16 protein-coding genes, 1 tRNA gene and 2 pseudogenes are annotated in these 23,098 nt (G+C 61.2%); 12 read left to right on the top strand and 7 right to left on the bottom strand.

Going from position 1 to position 23,098, the window contains the following annotated elements:
- From QZ638_RS12960 to radC, 7 genes and pseudogenes are all read left to right on the top strand, one after another.
- Positions 1-1,357, top strand: a pseudogene (locus tag QZ638_RS12960) (hypothetical protein); the annotation flags it as partial.
- Between the two features lie 292 nt (positions 1,358-1,649).
- Positions 1,650-2,747, top strand: a complete 1,098-nt coding sequence (locus QZ638_RS12955) for a D-Ala-D-Ala carboxypeptidase family metallohydrolase (RefSeq protein WP_295811033.1) — start codon at positions 1,650-1,652, stop codon at positions 2,745-2,747.
- Between the two features lie 79 nt (positions 2,748-2,826).
- Positions 2,827-2,902, top strand: a tRNA-Glu gene (locus tag QZ638_RS12950).
- A gap of 380 nt (positions 2,903-3,282) precedes the next feature.
- Positions 3,283-4,257: a hypothetical protein gene (locus QZ638_RS12945; RefSeq protein ID WP_295811032.1), complete on the top strand. Its 975-nt coding sequence runs from the start codon at positions 3,283-3,285 to the stop codon at positions 4,255-4,257.
- A gap of 59 nt (positions 4,258-4,316) precedes the next feature.
- Entirely contained in the window at positions 4,317-5,018 is a 702-nt protein-coding gene (gene sfsA / locus QZ638_RS12940) for a DNA/RNA nuclease SfsA (RefSeq protein WP_295811030.1), read from the top strand.
- 54 nt (positions 5,019-5,072) lie between these two features.
- Positions 5,073-5,900 (top strand): type I methionyl aminopeptidase, encoded by an 828-nt coding sequence (map, locus tag QZ638_RS12935; protein WP_295811027.1) that lies wholly within the window; start codon positions 5,073-5,075, stop codon positions 5,898-5,900.
- 66 nt (positions 5,901-5,966) lie between these two features.
- Positions 5,967-6,578, top strand: a pseudogene (gene radC, locus QZ638_RS12930) (DNA repair protein RadC); the annotation flags it as partial.
- 124 nt (positions 6,579-6,702) lie between these two features.
- Here radC and QZ638_RS12925 read toward each other — a convergent pair.
- The 6 genes from QZ638_RS12925 to QZ638_RS12900 form a co-directional block, all read right to left on the bottom strand.
- The gene (locus QZ638_RS12925; protein WP_295811026.1) at positions 6,703-10,398 is read right to left on the bottom strand and encodes an ATP-dependent RecD-like DNA helicase; all 3,696 of its coding nucleotides are present in this window, start codon (positions 10,396-10,398) and stop codon (positions 6,703-6,705) included.
- Positions 10,399-10,435: 37 nt separating this feature from the next.
- A complete protein-coding gene (locus QZ638_RS12920) occupies positions 10,436-11,371 on the bottom strand; it encodes an HNH endonuclease (RefSeq protein ID WP_295811025.1) in 936 nt (311 codons plus the stop codon).
- On the bottom strand, positions 11,368-13,209 hold the full coding sequence (locus QZ638_RS12915) for a HipA domain-containing protein (protein ID WP_295811023.1): 1,842 nt from the start codon (positions 13,207-13,209) through the stop codon (positions 11,368-11,370). Before QZ638_RS12915 ends, QZ638_RS12920 begins: the two co-directional genes overlap by 4 nt.
- Before the next feature lie 102 nt (positions 13,210-13,311).
- Positions 13,312-14,718, bottom strand: a complete 1,407-nt coding sequence (locus tag QZ638_RS12910) for an exodeoxyribonuclease I (protein ID WP_295811019.1) — start codon at positions 14,716-14,718, stop codon at positions 13,312-13,314.
- Between the two features lie 8 nt (positions 14,719-14,726).
- Complete coding sequence (locus QZ638_RS12905; RefSeq protein WP_295811018.1) at positions 14,727-15,248, bottom strand: ImmA/IrrE family metallo-endopeptidase; 522 nt, start codon at positions 15,246-15,248, stop codon at positions 14,727-14,729.
- 2 nt (positions 15,249-15,250) lie between these two features.
- A complete protein-coding gene (locus QZ638_RS12900) occupies positions 15,251-15,610 on the bottom strand; it encodes a helix-turn-helix transcriptional regulator (RefSeq protein ID WP_295811015.1) in 360 nt (119 codons plus the stop codon).
- Positions 15,611-15,767: 157 nt separating this feature from the next.
- On the opposite strand from QZ638_RS12900, the gene QZ638_RS12895 reads away from it, so the two are divergent.
- The 5 genes from QZ638_RS12895 to QZ638_RS12875 all read left to right on the top strand — a co-directional run bounded on the left by QZ638_RS12895 (position 15,768) and on the right by QZ638_RS12875 (position 21,249).
- Complete coding sequence (locus QZ638_RS12895) at positions 15,768-15,989, top strand: DUF2188 domain-containing protein (RefSeq protein ID WP_295811013.1); 222 nt, start codon at positions 15,768-15,770, stop codon at positions 15,987-15,989.
- Positions 15,990-16,050: 61 nt separating this feature from the next.
- Positions 16,051-17,199, top strand: coding sequence for a patatin-like phospholipase family protein (locus QZ638_RS12890; protein ID WP_295811010.1), 1,149 nt, complete (start codon positions 16,051-16,053; stop codon positions 17,197-17,199).
- A 3-nt stretch (positions 17,200-17,202) separates the two neighbouring features.
- Positions 17,203-18,249 carry a cyclic GMP-AMP synthase DncV-like nucleotidyltransferase gene (locus tag QZ638_RS12885; protein ID WP_295811008.1) on the top strand — a complete coding sequence of 349 codons (1,047 nt, stop codon included), beginning with the start codon at positions 17,203-17,205 and terminating at the stop codon, positions 18,247-18,249.
- Positions 18,242-20,080 carry a ThiF family adenylyltransferase gene (locus QZ638_RS12880; protein WP_295811004.1) on the top strand — a complete coding sequence of 613 codons (1,839 nt, stop codon included), beginning with the start codon at positions 18,242-18,244 and terminating at the stop codon, positions 20,078-20,080. Before QZ638_RS12885 ends, QZ638_RS12880 begins: the two co-directional genes overlap by 8 nt.
- Positions 20,081-20,148: 68 nt before the next feature.
- Positions 20,149-21,249: a DUF4238 domain-containing protein gene (locus QZ638_RS12875; RefSeq protein WP_295811001.1), complete on the top strand. Its 1,101-nt coding sequence runs from the start codon at positions 20,149-20,151 to the stop codon at positions 21,247-21,249.
- A gap of 74 nt (positions 21,250-21,323) precedes the next feature.
- On the opposite strand, the gene QZ638_RS12870 is transcribed toward QZ638_RS12875, so the two are convergent.
- Positions 21,324-23,098 (bottom strand): helicase-related protein (locus QZ638_RS12870; protein ID WP_295811000.1); only part of this gene is annotated, 1,775 nt, incomplete at its 5' end.

Genomic DNA, 23,098 nt, shown 5'->3' with positions numbered 1-23,098 from the left:
TTTTGAGACGGATTGCTATCTCACTCTCACCTGGATGCCGCCGGCCGACCGGACGGCCAGGATCGAACAGCTCTTTATCGACGATCCGGCAGATGCCCCGGCGGCCTTCTGGAGCGAGCATCTTGCGCATTTTGAAATGGAGACATCCCGGGCCCGCGACATGATGGCGGATCTGATGCCGGATGCGCGGTTCCTCACCGACGATGAGACCCTCACCTATCTCCATGCTTGCATCTCCACGGCGCGACAGTCCGTGCGAGCACCGTCGGTGCCGATGTGCCTTGATGCGCTCCTGGTCGATACACCCCTGACCGGCGGTCTCTCTCCGCGCCTTGGCGACGAGACGCTCAAAGTCCTGACCATCAAAGGGTTCCCCGCCACGGGCGAACCGGGACTGCTCTCGGAGCTCGACCAGCTCGGCTTTGCCTATCGCTGGGTGACGCGGTTCCTGCCCCTCGACAAGCCGGACGCTGAGAAGACGCTCAACACCTATGTTCGAAACTGGTTTGCGAAGCGCCGTTCGCTCACCTCCTATCTCCGAGAAATCCTCACCAATGAGCCGGCCACGCTGCTCAACACAGACGCCGACAATCAGGCCGCCGATGCGGACGAAGCCCTGCAGGCGCTCGGCGCGGGCCATGTCGAGTTCGGCTACTGCACCACGGCGATCGTGGTGCGGCATGCGGACGCCTCTGTGGCCGAAGACCAGATCCGCGCCGTCGAGGACGACATGGCACAGCGCGGCTATCTGGAGGGCCGGCGCATGGCGCTCGCCTTCAACCTGCTCCGGTCCAACGACCTGATCTGGCCCTACATGGTCAACAACTATCTGCGCGGTCAGGCGCCCATGCCCTTCGATCTGCTTTACTGGAACTCCGACTCCACCCGGCTCTCCGCAGCCAACCACTCCTATTACCTGCGCAACTGCTATCTGGAGAACAATCTTTCCCAGGGTCGCGCCATCCTTCGCGGCAAGACGCTTCATCTGGAAGACGTCAAAATACCGGTGTTCAACCTGGCAACACGCGAAGACCATATTGCCCCGGCAAAATCCGTGTTCCTCGGCAGTCGCTTCTTCGGTGGCCCCGTCGAGTTCGTTCTGGCGGGATCAGGCCATATCGCCGGCGTCATCAATCCGCCGGAAATGATGAAATATCAGTTCTGGACCGGAAGAGCCCCCGACGGCGATCTCGAAGACTGGATGGCAAAAGCCAAGGAGAATGCCGGCTCCTGGTGGCCACGCTGGCATGACTGGATCGTCGCACAGAACGATGAACAGGTGAAAGCGCGTGTCCCCCCTAAGGGTAAGAAATCCCTGGGGCCGGCACCGGGAGATTACGTGCGGATTCGCGCATGATCACCCAACGTGACAAGCTGAAACAATGCTTTTAAAGGCGTTGGTTGCACTTTGGCATATCCTTGTTCTGAAACATGTTCTTGCCTCAATTGTTTCCTAACGCCTATATAGTTCGCCGAGGGTGGCAGATTCGTTGGCAAGACAATCACTTGGCAAATGCCGGCGTTCTAATTTCAGTTCAACGTTTCGGTTTGCGATTCCATTGAGGGGCAGATTTCTTTTGCTGGGGGACGAGAGCGTAAAACACTATATGACGGTGACAAGCTATGGTCGAATTAGCTTGGCAAGCGCGATGTGCGCCCTTTTTCTGGCGTCGTGCTCAACCACCGGGGATCCCGTAACCCAGCTTGGCCTTGCCTCAACCGCTCTTCAAAGCGATGCCGCCACCTCCGATTTCAAGTCCAGCGATGGCGACCTGATCGCTTCAGCTCCCGGTGCCGACGATGCCATCTCGGGAAGCGCTGTTCCATTGCCGGTAGCCAGGCCCGCCACCGAAGAAACCACCGCGCCCGTTGCTGAAAGCGGAACTGAAACCGCCGCTGCGCCGGAGAAATCCGAAAGCGAAGTTGCGTCCACCGAAGACAAACCGGAAAACGCATCGCCCGAAACCGACGAAGCAGTCACTGAAGCAAGCAAACCGCCCTCCGAGAACGAAACCTCGTCCGACTCCGCCGAAGAGGCCGTTGCATCCGGCGAAGCCACATCCGAAGAAGAAACAACGGCCAAGCGGCAAAATTTTCTCTCGGCGTTTTTTTCCGCACGGGAGCCCAAGGCTGTCCAGGCCGCTGAGAAAGCGACCCGCCCGCTGATCGATTCCAGCACGAAGGAAAAGCCGAAGGTCATTCTTGCCTCCGCCTCCGAAGACACGAAACCGGTTCAGGCTTCGGCCAATATGGGGTCCACGCTTCCCGGTGTGCGCCAGGGTGAAAGTCTGTTCGAGTTTTCCAGCAAGTCCGGAAGCAGCGACGCCGATGCCGATATCTATGAAGAAGAGCCCGCCTATCAGGTCGCATCTGCTGCGGGCATGGCGCGACTTGCACCCAACGGACTTCTCAAGCAGCGCGAGAGCGTCGATACAGCCTGTCTCAAGCCGGCTCTCGTCGGCGTGCTGAAAACGATCGAACGCCACTACGGAAAGCGAATCGTCGTTACGTCCGGTTATCGCAGCCCGAACTACAATCGACGTGTGCGTGGTGCCAGAAAATCGCTGCATATGTATTGCGCCGCGGCCGATATCCAGATCGAGGGTGTCAGCAAGTGGGAACTGGCCAAATATGTTCGTTCCATGCCGGGCCGCGGTGGTGTCGGCACCTACTGCCACACGAAATCCGTTCATGTGGACATCGGTCCGGAGCGTGACTGGAATTGGCGCTGCCGTCGCAGAAAATAATTTGAAAAAAAGCATATAACCAACACAAGACGGGTTGCCCCCGGCATCGAAGCTCACTATAAGCCGGATCGTCTTGAGCGCGCCCATCGTCTAGCGGTCTAGGACGCCGCCCTTTCACGGCGGAAACACGGGTTCGAGTCCCGTTGGGCGTGCCAGTTTTCTCTTCTTGCATCCACCTGTTCGATCGATTGATAGCACTGTCCGTGCACTTTTTTTGGGGCGCTCGACAGAGTCCTCATCCCTTTTGCGCAATCGTCTGCATCCGTTAAGATGGTGGAGGTGTTTGTCCGGCGTTCGACGGCCATCTTTTCTCCCCCCACCAGCGTCGGCATCGTTCTTTGCGAGACGCTCTCAGGGCATGCAGGACGAAGATCGTCGCCAATCACCCCCGGTCCTGGCAGTTTGCGGATTGCCGGGGCCGCCCGTAGCGGCGACGGTTTGACCCGTCCCGGCACTCCGCGTACTTGTCAGCGATGTTGTCCGAATCCTTCGGCTGACCTGCCGTTGAGTGTCGTTCGGAGAGAAAGGCGGGAAAATGCAACGGATATCGGACGCCATTGGAAAGGCGCTCGGCTTCGCGGCCCGCTATGGACGCTTTTTTCTCGTTGCCGGGCTTGTCACAGGGATAGCCTTGCCGGCTGCCGCCCACGCCGCCAAGCCCTGGATCGCCGAAATGATCGCAGCCCTGCTCTTCCTGGCAGCCCTACGGGTCGGGCCGAAAGCCCTGATCGGCGCCTTGGGCGATCTTCGCCAATCGCTCCTCACCACGCTTGCCTTCCAGCTCCTTCTGCCACTTGCTTTCGCTCTCACTTTCCTAGGCGTCGGCTGGTCTGGCGTCTTGCCGACGGCCCTTGTTCTGATGGCCGCAGCTGCACCCGTTTCAGGCAGCCCGCATCTGGCGATCATGACCGGCAACGATCCCGCGCCGGTGATGCGGGTGATGACGCTCGGCACCGCACTCCTGCCGTTTACCGTCGTGCCAGTCTTCTGGCTGACACCGGCCCTGGGCAGCGCCGATGTCATCCTCGCGGCCGCGAGCCGCCTTCTCGGCGTGATCGCGCTGGCAGTCTCTACAGCTTTCGTGTTGCGCCGCTTTGCGCTGCCCAATCCTGGCCCCGCCACCATACGTTCGATCGACGGCCTCTCAGCCATTTTGATGGGTGTCGTCGTGGTGGGTCTCATGTCGGCCGTCGGCGAAACGCTGATTGTCGACCCCACTCGGGTCGGGCTCAATCTGGCCATCGCTTTTGCGGCCAACTTTCTCTTGCAGATCGCTGCAACCACACTTTTTGAACGATCGGGCGCAACACACATCGCGGCACCGCTTGGCATTGCGGCAGGCAATCGCAATATCGGCCTTTTTCTCACCGCCCTGCCCGCCAGCATCACCGATTCGCTCCTGCTCTTCATCGGTTGCTATCAGATCCCCATGTACCTGACGCCGCTGATTCTCGGACGCTACTATCGCCAGCGTGCAAAGGCCACCGCGCAACCGCATCCCTCAAATTGAATCATTGCCTTCGGAATGCACGACAAGCCGCTGAAAAGTTTCTCGATTGAAAGACCGCAATGCAATTTTCCGAACCCCTGATCGAAGCCCGGCTCATTCGCCGCTACAAACGTTTCCTGGCCGATGTTGTTCTGGAGGGTGGCGCACGGATTACCGTCTCGGTGCCCAATACAGGCTCTATGCTCGGCCTCACGGCGCCGGGCTCGCGCATCTACCTCTCCAAGTCCGACGATCCCAAACGCAAATATCGCCATCGTCTTGAAATCGTGGAAGCCGACGACACGCTGGTGGGCATCAACACCGGTCTTCCCAACAAGCTCGCCGAGGAAGCAATCCGAGCCGGGCTCATCTCCGATCTCGCCACCTATCCCCTCTTAAAGCGCGAGCAACGCTACGGGCAACGCTCGCGCATCGATATGCTCCTGGAGGCGCCCGAACGCGCGCCGGCCTATGTCGAGGTGAAGAATGTGCATTTCATGCGCGAGAAGGGTCTTGCGGAGTTTCCCGACACGGTGACCGAGCGCGGCGCACGACATCTCCACGAACTCATCGCCATGCGCAAAGCCGGTCACCGCGCGATCATGGTGTATCTGATCCAGCGAAGCGACTGTGACCGGTTTCGCCTGTGCGACGATCTCGATCCGGCCTACACAACCGCCTTTGCATCCGCTGCAAAGGCTGGGGTTGAAGCTTACGCCGTCAAATGCCAAATCACTCCTGAAGCTATTGAGCCGGATGGCCTGATAGACATCGTGCGATAAAAAAAGCAAAATCCGGCACCAACATTGAAGCGAAGCGCAAGCGACTCAAACCTCATGGTCACCTATCTCGAAGCAGACACCGCCCCCATGCGAAACACCGGCCAAATTCGCCTTTATGGCGAAGAAGGTTTCGAGGGTATGCGCAAGGCAAGCAATCTCACGGCTCGTTGCCTCGATGAATTGGCAAGCCGTGTCGCGCCAGGCGTGACCACCAACGAGATCGACAGATTCGTCTTCGAATTCGGCATGGACCACGGTGCAATTCCCGCGACGCTGAACTACCGCGGCTACACCAAGTCCACCTGCACGTCGATCAACCATGTGGTCTGTCACGGTATTCCCGACGACAAGCCGCTGCGCGAGGGCGACATTGTCAACATCGATGTCACCTATATTCTCGACGGATGGCACGGCGATTCGAGCCGCATGTATCCGGTGGGCGTGACCAAACGTGCGGCTGAGCGCCTGCTGGAAGTCACACATGAGTGTCTGATGCGCGGTATCGCCGCGGTAAAGCCCGGCGCGCGCACCGGCGCCATCGGTGCCGCCATCCAGACCTACGCCGAGTCACAACGCTGCTCGGTGGTCCGGGATTTTTGCGGTCACGGCGTGGGTCAGTTGTTTCACGATGCACCCAACATCCTGCACTATGGTAGCCCAAGCGAGGGCGTCGAAATGCGCCCCGGTATGATCTTCACCATTGAGCCGATGATCAATCTCGGCCGACCGCATGTGAAAGTCTTGTCCGACGGATGGACGGCCGTCACGCGCGACCGATCGCTTTCTGCCCAATACGAGCATTCGATTGGTGTGACCGAAACGGGCTGTGAAATTTTCACACTTTCGCCGGCAGGGCTCGACCGCCCCGGTCTCCCGGCCTAGACTGCTACCAGGACGTGCGTCCTCCAAGGCTTTGCACGTCTCGGCGGACAGTGGCGGGAACATGTCATGGACGGAGAAGACGAACGCAATCTCTTTGCCGAGAGACCGGCTATCGCGACCGGAAAGTCCGCAGCAAAGCCGCATTACCACGGCCATCGCGACCGGTTGCGGCAGCGTTTCGCGGAGGCGGGAAGCGCAACCTTACTGGATTACGAGCTTTTGGAACTCTTCCTGTTCCGCTCCATCCCGCGCGCCGACACCAAAGGGGCAGCCAAAGCCCTCTTGCAACGTTTCGGCTCACTTCCCGAGGTCCTCGGGGCGCCGGAACGGCGGTTGCAGGAGGTTGAAGGCATTGGTGAAGCTGCGGCGCGCGACCTCAAGATCGCCGCTGCGCTCGCCCAGCGGATGCTCAAGGCGGATTTACGTGGCCGCCAGCTCCTGACGTCATGGTCTCAAGTAATCGAATACTGCACCGCCGTCATGGCGCATGAGGACAGAGAGCAATTCCGTATCCTCTTTCTCGATAAGAAGAACCAGTTGATCGCAGATGAAGTTCAGCAAACCGGAACGGTCGATCATACACCGGTCTACCCCCGCGAACTCGTACGTCGAGCGCTGGAACTCTCAGCAACAGCCGTGATCCTGGTGCACAATGATCCCGTTCGCTACCCATCAGGCATACTCCATCCCGAAGAGTCACAGAAGCTCACGAAAACAGCGGTTTATCGACGCATCGCGCCTCCCGCGACGAGTGGTGCTTTATCAGCGCCCTATTCCGAAACGGCGCAAATAGACTGCATCCTCAAAGGGTGTAGTGGTGCATCGACCAGCCCATGTCGGCGCGCCCAGCAAGATTGCCAGCGACAATGTCGCGAACGACCTGCGTCAGTTGATCGGCACGGACGCCGGCCAGATCGTCGGTCGTTAGCAGCATTGCTTCATGTCCGGCGGCGGCATAGGCACGCCGACGCTCTCGCCAATCGCGGGCATAATCTTGTCGATCGAGCATGCCAAGATGCTCCCAATAGTAGGTCTGCCCCCGTGATTGGACGACGAAGTCGGGGTGAACCGTAACCATCCGGTCGCCGAACGGCAGTTCCAGCGCCGACTCATAGCTAAAGGTCAAAGTGCCTGCGTCGCGCGCAGCGACCAGAGCCTGATAGATCAGGTATTCGATCTTGGAGCGGACCTTGACCCCATGCTCAGGCTCGAACAGCCGCGCGGCGTCGAACGGGCGGGCGAACACCGAAGAGTTGCGCTGCGCGAGTACCGAACGATCGCGCGCTACCGCTAGCGGGTTGGCCCGGTCAGACTTTTCGACGAGCAGGGTGAGGCGCGTCTTCGACCGTGTCATCGCGGTGTAGATCAGTTCGCGTGACAACAAGGCACGGCGCTCGGGCACCACGACCAGCACTTCCTCGAACTCGCTGCCCTGCGCCTTGTGGACGGTCAGCCCGTAAGCAAGTTCGAAATCCTCGGCATCCATCCAACCCCAGTCGAAGCCCCATCTGCTCTCGGCGAAAAAAGCTTTCCAACCCTTGCGGCTACCGCACAAAACCCCGACCGAACCATTCGAAAGGCGCAACTCGCGCTGCCCGGTGTCCTTGTTGCGGACATAGTGGTTGCGGATACGAACGATCTTGTCCGAGTGAACAAACCCATCTCGCTGCTGCCAGGCGTCCTCCTTGGCGTCGGCGCGGTAGGTGTCGCGCATGTAGTGACTGAGTCCGAGCGCTCCGCTCGGGCCACCTCGATACGGCGAGAGCAACTGCACACGGTCCAGCCCCAATGCCGTCGCATCGCTACCGGGGACATGACCGTTGTCGTAGAGCCTCAGAAGCAGGTTGAACGCTTCTTGTGCCGAGCGATCGCGGTGGTCTGGCACCGCAACGTCGAGCGTGGTGGTCACAAAATCAGCGACATGGCCCTGCAGTTCGGCAGCGTCGCGAAAGTAGCGGACATCGAGAAAGTCACTGACTTTCCCGCCTTCGCGCAACTGCGCATAGAGCTCGTCGTGATAGCGGTTTTTGCCCGCAAAGAGATGCGCCGCCTCGAGGACGGTTGTGTCGTGGCGCTGTCGGCAGTTCGCGGTAAGGCGGATCGTGTTGGCCGTTTGGTGTTCAGGATCGCCGCGCAGAAAGCTGATCATGTCGTGAAACGGTTTGCCGCAGCCGATCGGCGGCAACTGGTTCTCGTCGCCGACGAGAATGACGCGCAATGTCGACATAGGCTGATGAACTTCGATCGCGCGGAACAGCAAGGCGAGGTGATATAGGTTCACCATCGACATCTCGTCTACCACGAGGTTGTCGAATTGCTCAAAGCGCTTGGCTCTAGCCATCGCCTTCAAGTCGGCACCATCGCTTAGATAATCGCCGAGACCCGAACGCCAAATCCAACGGTCGATCGTTTCCGCCTGCCACGTCGCACCGTCTGGGGCCTCGGCGTTCAGGCGGAGCGCCGCCTTCCCGGTGGGCGCCAGCACCACGGTGCGCTCGTTCGCCGCGTCGAAACGCTGGAGCAGTTGGGCGATCGCCTGGCTCTTGCCCGAACCGGGCCGGCCGGTCGCGCAGTAAAAGCGCTGCGTCATCGCGTTGGTCATCATTCGCGCGCGTTCGAGACCGAACGTCTCGGTACCGAACCCTTCAATCTCAGCCGACAGCGCGACGGACTCGGCGGCGACATAGGCCGAGATCCAGCCAAGATCCCGCTTCAGTACCGGAAGCGTGAGTCTCTCGGTGACAAAGCGCGTGACGATCTGCTCTGCGTGCCAGGCACGTTGGAGATAGAAGAAATGCGTGCCGTCGACGTTCTCGACGTGCATCCGCTCACGGAAATGGGCGAGGTGCTCGTCTGACAGGAACTGCGCCTCGCTGACGCTGAGCTTATCGCGATAGAAGAGAGGGTGGCCTGCGGCGTGCTCGACCAATGTCGCAGTCGATACGAAGCTGTGCCCCTGAGCCTCGGCGGCGGTCAACGCTTCATGGGCGAAGGCGCGGAGCCTCTCGGGACCACTGACCGTAAGATCGTGAAGATCGTCGCGACGTTCGAGGTGCCGATGATCGGGGAACATCCCGATGTCGATAACGGCGTAGTCGACCGCCGCATCGCTGCGCTGTTCACGGTCGAGATCCTCGCGTTCTTCGCGCGTATCCCGCGTCGCCGGAACGTAGCTTTCGGCGAGCACATAGGGGTTGGCGGCGATGTCGCCGGGTGACAGCGTGAGGCCGGCAAAGGCGTGCGGCCCGTCATCCTCGGGGAACAGGATGCGCCCAACCTGCCGCGGAGTCAGCGTGAAAAGCGAGAGCTTACGGAGCAGCGGCTTTAGGTTCTTGTTGTCACGATAGCCTGCCCGAGCGTCGCGTACCGTCGCCTTGTGCGCCGCCAATGCCGGGGGAACGGGATCCCTGGATTCGAGCAACGAGAACGCGGCGTCGAGCAGGTCCTCACCGTGCCCGAGAGACGCGCGAAGCGTAGCGACCAAGGCTGCGCCGCGGCTACCCTCGAATTGATATTCTCCTTCCGCCAAGTCCGCGAGGACGTTGAACACCGATCCGAGCCCTGGATAGAGGCCGCGGTCCACCCAGGCGTCGGCGATATAGCCTTCGACCCGATCGACCATGGCATCAACATCGACGATGCCATGGGCCTGCGCTCGCGCCAGCGCTCGCTTCAGCTTGTAGAGCAGCGCGAGCGCGTGATCGTCATGGACCTGCTCGGAGACGTATTTGAAGTTGGGGAGCAGCGCTGGCTCATCTACCAGCACACGGATCTCGTCGAGCTTGGCTTCGTCGTCGGGATTGACCGCGATGTGCTTGAGATAGGCATGATAGGGAAGAACGATGCCGTTCGCCGCGCCTTGGTGCTGCAACTGCAAAGCCCAATTGCCGGCGGGAAAATTCTTCATCCGGGGGTTCGAGCCACGTATTCCGTTGAGCTCACCCGCATCGAACGGGAAGACGCCACTCGTCGCGAGATCGGTGAGACGGGAACATCCGACGAGCGCATATTTATAGTCGTCGGCAGAAACCGGGTTGTCGTAGTTCAGATAGAAAAAAACCAAGGAGCGACCGGGACTGAGCTTGCCAGCAAAACGGTCGATCCGTCCGTCGAGGTCCGGAAAATAGTTGCCGTGGCGATCCTTCGACGCGTGCGTCATCGCGAGGCGGAATGGCCAAGTGTATACCGAATTGGCTGGAAGCATCTCCTCGATTTGCTTCTCGTCGCGATATTGCGGGAATGGATGGCGGTGGAGGACCCGAGTTGGCTTTGGCGAGAAGGCGGATGAAGTCCAGAAGCAAGGCGGCTGATACGCAGGCAGCTCCGCATCGATTGGTGCACAAGGCCGCTCGCACTCGACTCGCTTCTCGCGCGCAAGCCGCTCTGAAAGAAGCGAGTGGCTACCCGTGCAATAGCTGTTTGCTGCTGGATCGTCGCAGACCCTACCGTCCCAGCCGCGATCGTGCCAAGCCATGCGCGCCGTGATGTGCCAAGTCATTGGTTCTCCCTTAGCCTGCGTTATTCACCCCGATTTCCTAGGCGAGGAACCGCTCTTCGCGGTGCCAGCGTAGCGCCTCTACGTCGGGTAGATGATCGGATCGCTTCGGCAGACCGAGCTCTTGGCCTGCGAGCGCGTAGTAGTGTCGCCCGTTCTGAAAATCTTCGCGAAGCCGCGGGCTGACGACGAAGCGATAGTTAGCGTCGACGGTGACGTAGCCGCGGTCGAACAGCTTGTGGATGTCGCTGCGAAGCAAGATCCCGTTGCTGACTTCGTGGTCGCCGCCTGCTCCGTACGCCTTGATGTGCGCAGCATCCAACACAGGCAGAGTGCGCTCGCCGGTGACGGCGCACCGGCGACTATAACTGTCGGTAACCGCGACCCGGAACGTGCCCTGCCCCAAGCGTGGCCTCACGAGGCGCGGATCGCCGTAGCGGGCGACCTCCAACAGCGGGTTTGAAGGCGCCAGAACAGCGGCGGCCAAACGCTCCCGCACGGCATCCCAGAGATATCGCCCATCGCCATCGCCCGTGTCGAAGCCCTTCCCCACGACGATACTCGGCGCCCAGCGATCTGCAATCGGCAGCCAGAGATCACGGGGCCAGAAGAACGGCTGCTCCAGAATCCGGCAGCCGATGGAGTAGTCGTTGCGGAGGTCGAGCGGTTCCCGCCTATAGCGGGCTACCCGAGCGCGCATCTCATCCAGCGAGGCCGCCCCATTCCTCTCGCCGAACGCGTCCCAGGCAAGAGAAATCGGCACGATTGAGGCGTGCCCGAAAAGGCCACCGCCAACGATGAAGTTGTTGGGGCTGTGGAGTTTGAATAGAAACAGTTCACCTGGCTCCAGCGCCCGAAACTGGGATCGACCGCCCGGCTGCCAGAAATTGACCTCTTCCGGGTTTCGCATGGACAGATACTCGAACCATTCGAGGTCGGTCACGCCGACGTAGATCTTGATCGACCCCGCACTCATTCGAACGCGCCTATCCGCTCGACGACGATACCCTTCACCCTCTCAATCGCGGTTCGACCACTTTCTCGATCAAGGGCCATGTCGGGCAGCGCTGTCGCATTTACAGCGTCTCGGAGAGCAGCGGAGATGCTCGCCATCGCCTCTTCGGCGCGTGTGATCGGCAGTTCGATGGTCCGCGCCAGCGCGAGGAAATCTCGCGGTGCCAGCCGATCGTCCTTCCCGGTCAGCTTCAACGCCATCCGGTCGCCACCAAGGCCGGGAAACACGCGTGTCGTGACCGCGTCGTAGAGTGGGGCGAACCGGACGCTGTCGAACCTTCGACTGCCTGGTGCGGCCGTCTTGATCAGCGCGAGGTTCTTGAGATGCATGTCGCCGTCAGCGATGAGCCATGCGAACACCGCCCGGCGGAATAGGATCTCCAGGTCTTCGTCCGGATTGGTCGAGAGTGGTCGCAGCCCCTTCGCTACGCGCTCGATTGTCCCATCGTATTTGGCGGCGGCCGGCAGATCGAGAACGGAACAGAAATCTTCGAGCGCGAGGCGGCGTCCGTCGTCAGGCGCAACCCTAATATCGAAGCGCTCGACGACCAACGCAGGCGCCATGCCGTCGGGCATGCCGACAAGCGCTGCATCGGGCACCAAGAACCCCGCTGCTCGACCTAACTCCAGACACAGCCATTCGACGACTGGCAACGCCTCGAAACCGGCCGTACCAGCGGGCTTGAGGATGTGGGTGAATTGCGCGTCGGTGGCGGCGATCAGCGTCCCGTCCGAAGTCAAGCACATCGGCGCCTTGATTTGCACGCCGGACAGACGGGGCATTTCCGCACGCTCAAATAGCTGCGCGAGCTTCTCCTCGAAGCTGTGCTCCAGCTCACCCCTCGATTGGCCGACATACTGTCCAGTGAATTCCCCGTCCTTCGCGTACTTAGCGAGCGGCGCTTGCAGGACGTCGAGCGGCAGTGCTTCGAGCTCCTTCTTGTCGGCGACAACCGCGACGTTCGACATAAACCGCTTGCCGCGCCGAATAGCATCGCGATCGTCCCGCTCGTGAAGCACTTGGGCGAGCCAGCCTTCCGGTAAGAGCGATTCCACAAACGCGGGGAGCTTGCCGGGCGCTGTCTGGCGGACCAGCGGCGGCGCCGTATTCGCGGTCGCCTTCCAGCGCCATTCGAATCCGTCATGCGTCAGACGGCCGAGAGGCTCGCCATGCCAAGCGACGATCCGCTCGAGCGCCGCCTTGTTTGCGGCCACCTTTCCGGCAGAGGGGCGCGTGGTCAGGTAGCGCTCTGCCCCTTCCCCCTCGCGATACCAACCGTTCTCGCGAGCCAGCGCCCAGACGGCATCCGCCGTCGCTTGCGGTGACCCAAACTCCTCGATCAGCCGTGCCGCCATGTCTGCACGAAGCTCGTCAGTAATGGCGCTGGCGTGCTCGCTTCGGAGCCGGAAGGCTTCCAGAAACCGCTGACGCGGTGATGACACCTCGATTCTGATCTCACCTTGATCGTCGCCCACAATCGCCGGCGCCGTCGACGGATGAGCGGGCGCTTCGTTTTGGACGATCTCGAGCGTGCGGATCCGGGTTCGCTGGTTGCGGCGCCCACTCAGGAACAATCGGCCATCAGAGGTTGGTCCAAGGAGTACGGCCGATGCGGAGGATAAATAGGCAGCCGGATAAAGGTACTGCGCGATGCGTACAGCGTGGGTGAGCACCGCTGCCTCAATATCAACGTTCGCCTGCACATAGACGCCGCGGATCAGCTGGATGAGTTCGCCCGCCGCAGCTTGCGCGTGCGCGCGTCTCCGGTCGATTGTTTCACCAACGAGGGCTATGGACACGGACGTTCTCGCATTTCAGATGCGGGAAAGTCCATCTTCTGAGGATCGATGTCAAGGACTTTCGCGCATTTCACATACGGGGAGGTCCGAGATGGATGCCGCTTAAGGGACTGTTTGCGCCCTGAACGCAGCTGCCCGCGCGCTACGATCCTGCAAATAGATGCGGTATCGAGAGAGAAGACCGTCGTGATCTGCTCCTTCCCCCATCAACTTGTCCGTCTCGGCCAAAGCCAATTCGTATGTAAGACAGCCGGACCCATCGCCCGCCAGCTGGTCTGCCAAGCGACGCTCGATCTCGGCCCTTACCGCCGCGGGAAGAACTGCGCGGGCTTCGAAGTACATCAGGCGCAAGCCAAACCACTTCAGGCGCTCATCCTCGAAGCTTTGCACGATAGCGAGACGATCCGGCCATGAGGCTTGGTGAAACGCATTCGCACGCCCTTCGTCAGCGGGCCCTGGGAAGCCGTTATAGATTCGCTCCTCAATATGAGGCGACAGTGGATATGGCTCACGCGTGGCGATGTAGGCGGCGACAAGCCGCGTACGCAGATCGGCGTCCGCCTTCACGCGACGGGCCCGGTCTTCGATGTCGCCAATCGAACCGCCATCCAACATATGCTCTGGAGCGTCGAAGAAAGCGGTCAGCGTGGGTGCGGCATTAACCCTGAAGCGACGGATCGGACTGGGCTTCTGCGCCAGATGGGCCTGCAGTTCGACGTCATTCATTCCAGCAAGCTGGCCGACGTCCTGATTAAGGCTGAGGCAAATCCGGCCGTTGGCTTGGTCGGGATCGACACCAATACAGACAACCGGAGCGTGATAAGCCTGTCCGCCGAAGAATTCGGTCAGCACGAAGCCATCTTCCGCATCGACAAAATCCGCCACGGTCGCCTTGTTCGAGAAGCGAACGAATCGCTGCCACAGCTCCGGAGACCGCTGATAGACCAATCGACATAGCTCGACCGTCGCAAGTACATCAGACATGGCGTCATGCGCACGGGCATGGGCAACGCCATTCGCGGCCGCCAGATGCTGCAAACGGAATGTCCGTCGCCCCTCCTCGCTGACCGGCACGACAAGCTGTGCAGGTGAAACGGCATCGGCGGCCATCACCAAACTGAGCGCGTCAGCGCGGCAGTTGCGGTGGTTGCTCGTCAGATAGGCTGGATACAGGCTTTGGAAGAGCGCATGGCGAAGCATCTCTTCGTCGAAGCGAATGGAGTTGAAACCGACAAAGATAGATGGACTCCAGGAAATCAGCATCCGACGAATGTCCCCTACCATCGCGTAGTGCGACGGCAGGTTAGCGTCCGTCAGCCGCTCAATCGGCAGTCCGTTAGTACGCAGCGCCGAGGGATGGGGAAGCACGTGAGGCTGCAGCCGCGAGCGCGCTTCGAAGCGCGCCACTTCGTTCAAGTTCGCGTCGGTGCGAACAGCCGCAAAATGGAGAATCTGATCGAAACCGCGCTTGAGCCCCGTCGTCTCGGTATCGAAGAAGACGAAGCTCATGGGGCGCGCTACCAGCGAGTCAGTCGGAATCGCATTGCGGTCGGGCTTACTCTGAACCGACGCGCTAGGGCTTCAATCGCCGCCTCGTCCTCAAGGTCAACGCCCCCGCCTTCCAACGCGGTGGCCAAGAGATCGGCGGGGATCAGAAGTTCCGAGGCGAAGGCATTGGCCTCGATTTCCATCGGCTCGGTCCCGAGCGCTGAGACATCGTCGCGGAACAGAACGCGGATCCCCTTATCAACATGTACGGCTTGGCTGATCGCAGGAGCATGGAGCATGTGATGAGCGAGCTCATGGGCTGCCGAGAATCGTTGGCGGTTCGGGTGGTGAAGCGCATTCACACCGATGATCCCTACGCCGTCCTTAATGTATGCCATCCCTGAAAGGTCTTCTTCGAGGGGCGCGTACTGAAGGACGATCTTTCGCGACTTGATTATTCGCTCAACCGGGACTGGTGGCGCCGATACGCCAAACTCTCGCAGAATCGAACGCGCAGATGCGCGCGCCCGATCAGGATCGGCATCAGCCATGATCAGGCCTTACCGCGTCGTGGCTGCAATGCCGTTGTGATCAGGTCGGCGACTTGAGCTTCAGCATGTTGCGACAGCGTCTGCTTCGATAGCTCCTGATTGGAAAGCATCATCTTCAGCCCCTCCCCTAAAGGCTTCTGCGGCATCGGCGGCAGGAGCTCTGCCACCTTGGTGAAATCGAGTGCGGCGGCAAGCGCGTAAACATGATGCAACAGGATGTTCTGCCGGCCACTCTCGATATTTGCGATCGACGCGCGCGACATCTTCACCTTGCCAGCCAGTTCCGCCTGCGTGAGGCCGAGCGCTTTCCTGCGGGTTGAGACCGCACTGCCGAAAGCCTTGTAGAGTGTCTCGCCTGCCATGAATCATGTTTGCGCTATGTTCTTTTAGATGTCAATCTCGCAAACATGATGTGCTTATTGCAAACATGGACATGTGATTATTGTTTGACATTTTGAGCAACTTCGGGAATCGATTGCGTTAGGGCGTGATGCCCGGGAACGAGTCGGAGAACCAACAATGTCGAAGCGAATTCACGTAGTGCCCCACGGGTCGGGCTGGGCGACGCGTCGCGAAGGCACCACCCGGGTTGGCTCGACCCACAACACCCAAGCCGGTGCGACACAGGCCGCGCGCGGCACTGCCGTTCGCGAACGCGGCGAAGTCATCATCCACCGCCCGGACGGTCGCATCCGGGACGCCAATTCTTACGGCAACGACCCCTTCCCGCCGAAGGGCTGACTGGACCGGACCGCTTTAGAGGCGGTCCGGCGACCGGATCGTCAGAGAGGAAACATCGCAGATGGCGGAAGGTGAGCGAGATCAGGGTGCTGAGCGGCCATATCGAGTGCTCAGCCTGGACGGCGGAGGGATGCGGGGCATCTATACGGCGGCTTTTCTCGCCCGCCTGACTGATCAGTTCGCGCGCATTCGGGGCGAATCGGCCCTCGATCTGGGACGCGGCTTCGACTTGATAACCGGGACCAGCACCGGCGCGATCGTCGGGTGCGCGCTGGCCGTCGGGCGGCCGATGACGGAGGTAGTGGCGCTCTATCGCGAGCACGGCCCCAAGATCTTTCCGCATCGGATCGCGGGGAAGCGCAGCGCGATCTATCGCGCGAGCCAGGGCAGCCGTTTCGTGCGCGAGGGCGACAAGGCGCTGCGCGAGGCGCTGCGTGGCGTGCTCGACGACGTCACCATGATCGACGTGTTCGAAGGTCGGGGCATCTCGCTCGCGATCCCGACGGTACTGATGAGCGAGCACCGGGCTTGGGTCTTCAAGAAGACTCCTAAGAGCGGGGTCCGCGACGATCACTATCCGCTGGTAGACGTCTGCATGGCGACGAGCGCCGCGCCAATCTACCGCTCGCTAGCGGCGATCGATGATCCGAACACGCCGGGCGGCCCCAAGCAGGTGTTCGCCGACGGAGGGCTTTGGGCCAATAACCCGATCATGGTTGGGCTCGTCGACGCGCTGACGGTGGCGCCGCCCGACCGCCCGATCGAGATCTACTCACTCGGAACATGTCCGCGCCCGGAGGGTGATCACCTCGACGCGGAGAGCGCACACCGCTCCATGCTGGACTGGTCGCTCGGTGCTGACGTCGCGCCGCTCAGTATCTCGGCGCAGGAATTTGCCTTCGACCACATGGCGCGGCTTTTGACGAACGCCATTAGCAACTGCGGCCGCTCGATCCGGCGCGTGCGCTTTCCCAACAAGCCGGTGCCGGCAAGCATGATGCCGTATCTCGCCCTCGACGACACCCGGCCAGAGGCGATGGATCGGCTGGTCGGCCAGGCGCACACCGACGCCGATCTGACCAAGAGCGCCTGCGACGATTCCAACAACGCGGACGGGCGCATGATTCGTCAACTCATGCACGACCTGCCGGCGATGCCGGCCACTGGCGCCGTCTGGCGTCCCACTTCCACCGGCAACCAGAAAGGATAGGTGATGTTCGACTGCGCCAAAGATGTGCGTGCGTACCACGACCAGGATGTGATCCTGCCCAAGAGCGAGCAGGATGCAATGCGAGATCGCCGCGACTCCAACCGGACGCGGCTGCGAAACGGCCTGGATAAGGCCGGCAAGCCCAAGCCGATCGAGTTCGTCAAACAGGGCAGCTATGCCATGAAGACGATGTGCCACGACCCCGACAACGACTATGATATCGACGACGGGGTCTACTTCCACAAAGAGGATCTGGTCGGCGATCGCGGCGCCGAGATGACATCCCTACAGGCGCGCTGGATGGTGCGCGACGCGGTTGACGACGGCAAGTTCAAGCGTGCTCCTGAGGTGCGGTCGAACTGCGTGCGTGTCTTCTACGAGAAGGGTTACCACGTCGATCTGCCGGTCTACCGCCGCGTCGTCACTGACACCGTCTTCGGCGAAGAGGTGCACTACGAGCTGGCGGCGAGCAGCGGCTGGAAGCGGTCTGACGCTCGCGATGTGTCGGACTGGTACGAGGACCAGCGCGCCGCATCCGCCGACGGCATCCAGCTGCGCCGCATCAATCGCGACCTGAAGAAGTACGCCCGCAGCCGATATAGCTGGCGCGGCTCGATCCTTAGCGGCTTTGGCATCTCGGTTCTGATGACCGAGAAGTTTCGCGCGAACGACCGCGAGGATCGCGCGCTCTACGACACCATGGTTGCCATCCGTGATCGGCTGAACTGGAACCTCGTCGTCGCCCACCCGGTGACCCCGGGCGACACCATCACCAGCGGGTCCGACGACGCCAAGGCGCGCTGCTTCCGCGAGAAGCTGACGGAGGCGATCAACACGCTCGAGCCGCTCTTTGACGCCGACTGCACGCGCGAGAAGGCGCTTAACTGCTGGGACAAGGTGTTCGCGACCACTTTCTTCAGCGAGCGGTTGGAGGAAGAGCAGCGCGCATCGGTGGCCGCCCCCGCCATCATTGGGTCAGCCGCCCTGCTCAGCGCGACGGCAGCGGCGGCCAGCGCGGTCAGCAGCGCCGGCGGCGGCCGCCATGCTTAAGGATGGTCTCGCGCTCGATTGGCGACGGGCAGCGCTCCTGCTCGAAGCGACCCTGCGCGAGCGGGCGGGGCAAGTGCCCGAGCGCCTCGACCGCGCGACGATCTCCAGCGACTATCCCGGCCGTGACTGGATCGTCGCCGCCTGGCGGATCAGCGTGGTGTTTTCGGATGGAGTAACCCGCAGAATCGACCTTGTGGCCGGCGCGCAGTTTCCAACGACGCCGGTCAGGACCGCGCTGGTCGACCATCCCGAGCCCATGACCTGGCCGCACGTCGAGAGCGACGGCATCCTGTGCCTATTGCCGAACATGGCCGAGTGGGATCCCGATGATCCTTCAGAGGTCGCGATGGATCTACTAAATCGCTCGGTCCGGCTGGTCCAGGAGTTGCTGGAGGGTGCCATCGTTCAGCGCGACTTCCGCGACGAGTTTGTCACCTACTGGGGTTACCGGGTGCATTCGCAGGGCGAAAACCTGTTCAGCCTAGTCGCGCCCGAGCCGCCCTCGCGGGTGGTGCGTGTGTGGCGCGGCGAGGGTCTCGAAGTCGCCGGAGAGGATCAGGACGCGATTGCGAGATGGGTCTATCAACGCTTTGGCGACAAGACGCCGGTGAAGACGGAAGCGGCCGCGTTCCTCTGGCTCGACGCACCACTGCTTCCTGCAGAATACCCGGAGACGGCCGCCGATCTGTATCATTTGGCGGAGCGGATCTCTGGCGAGGCGAGGACGGTCTTGGAGCAGGCGGCGAAAGGCGGGCCGGACGAGGTGCTGGTGCTGCTCGGCGCTATTGGACGCGGGGGCGGCGCATCGATTGGGGTAAAGGCGCTCAACCCAAAGCGACGCAAAGGCCGGCCGCGCGCGCCCGACGAACCCCTCTCCGTGGGATTCCGACCCGGCCATACCCCACAGCCGCTGCTACTCGGCCGCTTTTTCGGCACGGCTCCGGTCGTCAGGACGCTCGTGCAGCGCGCCGATGCCGATTGGGTGCATGGGCGCGGTCAGGATGCCCGCACGCGCCGGCTGCTCGGCGCGACGGTCGTGGTGATCGGCTGCGGTTCGGTCGGGGCACCGGTCACCTGCGCGCTGGCCCAAGCGGGTGTCGGCCGCCTCATCCTGGTCGATCCAGAACGGTTGACCTGGCCCAACGTCGGGCGCCATCCGCTCGGCGCCACCGCCGTAGGGCGCAACAAGGCCGAAGCCTTGGCCGAACGACTGCAGGCCGACTTTCCGCATCTGAACGTCGAACATCGCGCTTGCGGCCTGCATCAGCTGATCGCACACAACGAGGATCTGCTCGCATTGGCCGATATGATCGTCGCTGCGACCGGAAACTGGGTTGCCGAGAGTGCACTCAATCGCTGGCATGTCCGGCAAGGGCGCGGACAGCCCATTGTCTACGGGTGGACCGAGGCACATGCCTGCGCTGGCCACGCGGTCGCTATCGGCCAAAGCGAGGGCTGCCTGCAATGTCACATCGGGCGCACCGGGGCGCCCGAACTCACGGCTGTGGAGTGGCCGGATGGCGGCGACATCGCTCAGGAGGAGCCCGCCTGCGGCGCGCACTATCAGCCCTATGGGCCGGTGGAGCTCGCCTACGTGAACGCGATGATCGCAGAAGTCGCGCTGGACTGCCTTCTCGATCCACCGGCGCAATCTTTCAGTCGCGTATTCGTCGCGTCGCCGCGCCGCATCGCGTCACTTGGCGGGCAGCTGACCGAACGCTGGCGCTCCGCTTTTGGTGAAGTTGAGGAGGGCGTTCGGACGGTCGATCGGCTCTGGCCTTCTGCTAGTTGCGCAGCTTGCGGACCTGGGCACCTCGACGAAGCTGCCTGATGCTGCGCGGCGATCACGCTTCCCAGAGTCGAGGGCGACGATACCATCCAAACGCACAGTCGTGACAAATGGCCGACAACAAAAACCAACACTACGTTCCGCGCGTTCATCTGAAGCCATTCACTCTGGATGGCGAAGGTTTAGCAATCAATCTTTTCAACATCGACCGCTTAAGGCCCGTTCAGAACGCTCCGGTGAGGAATCAGTGCTCGGGAGACTACTTCTACGGCAAGGACGAACGCCTCGAACGAGCGATAAATTCGATCGAGAATCCATATGGGGAGGTCGTGCGCTTTCTTATGAGCGATGACGCCGTCATTAACGCAAAGGTCCAGATCGTCATCCAGCGGTTTGTCTACCTCCAGCATTTGCGCACCGAGGCAGCCTCTCGAAAGGCAGCCGAAATGACCGCTGCCATGCACGACGTTCCCGGTTCCGATATTCCGATCCCTCACATCCGTGACGCCATAAAGACGGCTGTCCAAATCGCGATGCTGCACTTTGCAGACAGCATGGGCATCGTCGATGACCTAAAGGTCTGCATCGCGCGCAACCGCACCGACCGACCCTTCATGACGTCAGATGACCCGGCAGTCCTCACGAACAGGTTGCACCTCCAGCGTCGTCACAAAGTCCAGCAGAGCTTTGGCGTCAAGACTGCGGGCGCGATCTTCCTCCTCCCACTTTCTCCTCGACTATGCGCAATCGTGTACGATTCTTCCGTTTATCAGACCGGTCAGCGCTCAGGCTGGATCGACGTGATACGCAAAGCGGACGTGGATGCCATCAATGAACATCAAATCCTCAACTGCATGGCCAATCTTTACTTCCAGGATTGGGATTATCGAGACGACCTTGCTCAGCAAGTCTCGGTTGGGAGGAAACTGAGGCCAAAGCAGCGGCATACCGTCGTTCATGCGGTGCTCGACTACACCACCGAATGGGGTAGTCGCTACGCCGTGAAGGAAATTAAGGATATCCGAGAGGAAGAAGAGGTTCTCGTTCACATCAAGACCAACCATCCGGAGCCATCCGATTGGCCGTCCTTCTTACGGTTTCGTTCAGACGCGAAGGCCTACTCGAACAATACTGGCGCTGGCCTGACGCGCAGATGGTGCCTTGAGCAGGGTTTCGTAACTGGTCTCAATTATAAGAAGGTTCGCGTCTGAATGGGAAGATGGACGACGAACTCGAACCCATTTCATCCCTCAAGTCGCCCGACCTCATCAGATCGCAATGTGAGCTACGCCAATATAGGTGGCTGCACTGCCTCATGTAGTTCATGTCCACGGCGGCCGATGATTGCGGCGACCGCATCGGAGGTTAAAGCGGCGATCGACTCCCCATTCAAATGACCCGCCCGGAAAAGCGCAAGAATTTCCCCGCGAGTCAGCGGGAATCCTAGTGCGCTCAACGGCAACGCTTCGGCTGGAAGGCCGAGATCAAGCCGCGTGAGCAATAGCGCTGCCGCCTCCTGATCCTCGGCCCGTTCCAGCACGATCGCGGCTATGCGCAGCGCGGACTCCAGTAGGAAACGAGAGCCATCCGCGTAGCCGCGAATGTCGCCGTGCCCTACCCTAACGAAGGCATTGGACGAGTAGCGGGCCTCGATGTCGTTGGTCGGCTCACCAGCAATCCAGTCGCTCACGATGAGCGCGCGCTTGCATCGGGCATAGAACGCGACATCGCTTTCGGCATGATGCCGCAATGCGCGACCCACGCCATGCCCGAAGCGACCAAGGGCAGCCTGCTGCCAACGCGGCTCACCATTGCGGGTTTGCGGTGTGTAGTCCTCGTCGCGCTCCGGCAGGCATTCGACGAGAACAAGAAGGGCTTCTAGCGTCGCATCGACCGGATCGATGCGACGCAACAGCTCAACCAGGCGCATCGCCGACTCGAGCGTGAGGGGCGACTCGCCGCAGGCGCGTCCAAGCATGGTCAGGCGGAGATTGTCGCCGTCTTCCTCGATCAGGCCATCCGCGACCATGCGATCTAGCAGCCGCTCCAGGGTCGGGAGCATGCGCTCGCGCCACGCCGGATTCTGGAGGGCGGCGAGATAACCTCCATAGGTGTTCGCGATCAGGTCAACGACGGCACCGCGCGGAACATCTCTAACCTGCGTGAGCAAGCGGATCACCCAGGTTCCCGGCTGGTTCGGATTGAAAGATGACCGGATGACCTCCGGCTGACCTTGCACATACTGCCGGAAGAGCTGATTGCGCTCCATGGGGGTATCGGCGAGCAGGATTGCCTTTCCCTCGGCCTCGAACCCCAACCGACCGGCGCGGCCCGCCATGTTCTTATACTGAGCCACCGTGTAGGGCTGTCGTTCTCGCCCAGGGAAATCCGTCTCGGCGATAATAACGGTGGACGCGGGCGTGTTCACGCCGGCGGCAACAGTGCTGGTCGCGACGAGTGCCCTGATCTGGCCGTCTGCCCGGCGAAATCCACGCTCGACTGCAACGCGCTCATCTCGGGTGAGATCGCCGTTGTGAAACGCAATGCCACCCTCGAGTGACCGGCGAAGACTCTCCGACATTTGAGAAGGATCGCCTTCGGGCAGCACATCAATCACGTCTTGCGCCGCAGGAAGGCCAAGCTCGGCCGCAAGATAGTTCGCACAGCCGCTCGCCGGGCCACGCGCATTGCGGAAAATAATGACCTTCTCGCCAGCATCGATGAGATGGCGGACCAGCGGCACGATCACGTCCTGCGACGATTGCCTTTGCCCGCGCTGGCGGATCGCAAAGCGGTCGAGGAGCTGAATGGTTTCGGTACCACCCGGCCCCAGGCGCGTAAGTGCACCGCTCCTATCTAGGACACCTTCGACCAGCGGAACCGGACGATGGTCGGTTTGCAAAAGATCACAACCAAGCCAGCGATCGAAATGGTTGGCGTGGCCGATCACCGCGCTCAGTGTGATGAGCTGCGGAGCAACGCCGCGCTGGCGGGCACTCACGAGATTGGTGAGCAACAGTTCGACCACCATGCCACGACCTGGCTCGGTGATGAACTGCG

This window comes from uncultured Nitratireductor sp. (assembly GCF_913053745.1).
In the GTDB taxonomy this organism is placed as follows: domain Bacteria; phylum Pseudomonadota; class Alphaproteobacteria; order Rhizobiales; family Rhizobiaceae; genus Nitratireductor.
The sequence above is the reverse complement of the archived record's forward strand: the minus strand, read 5'-3'. Positions and strand labels throughout refer to the sequence as shown.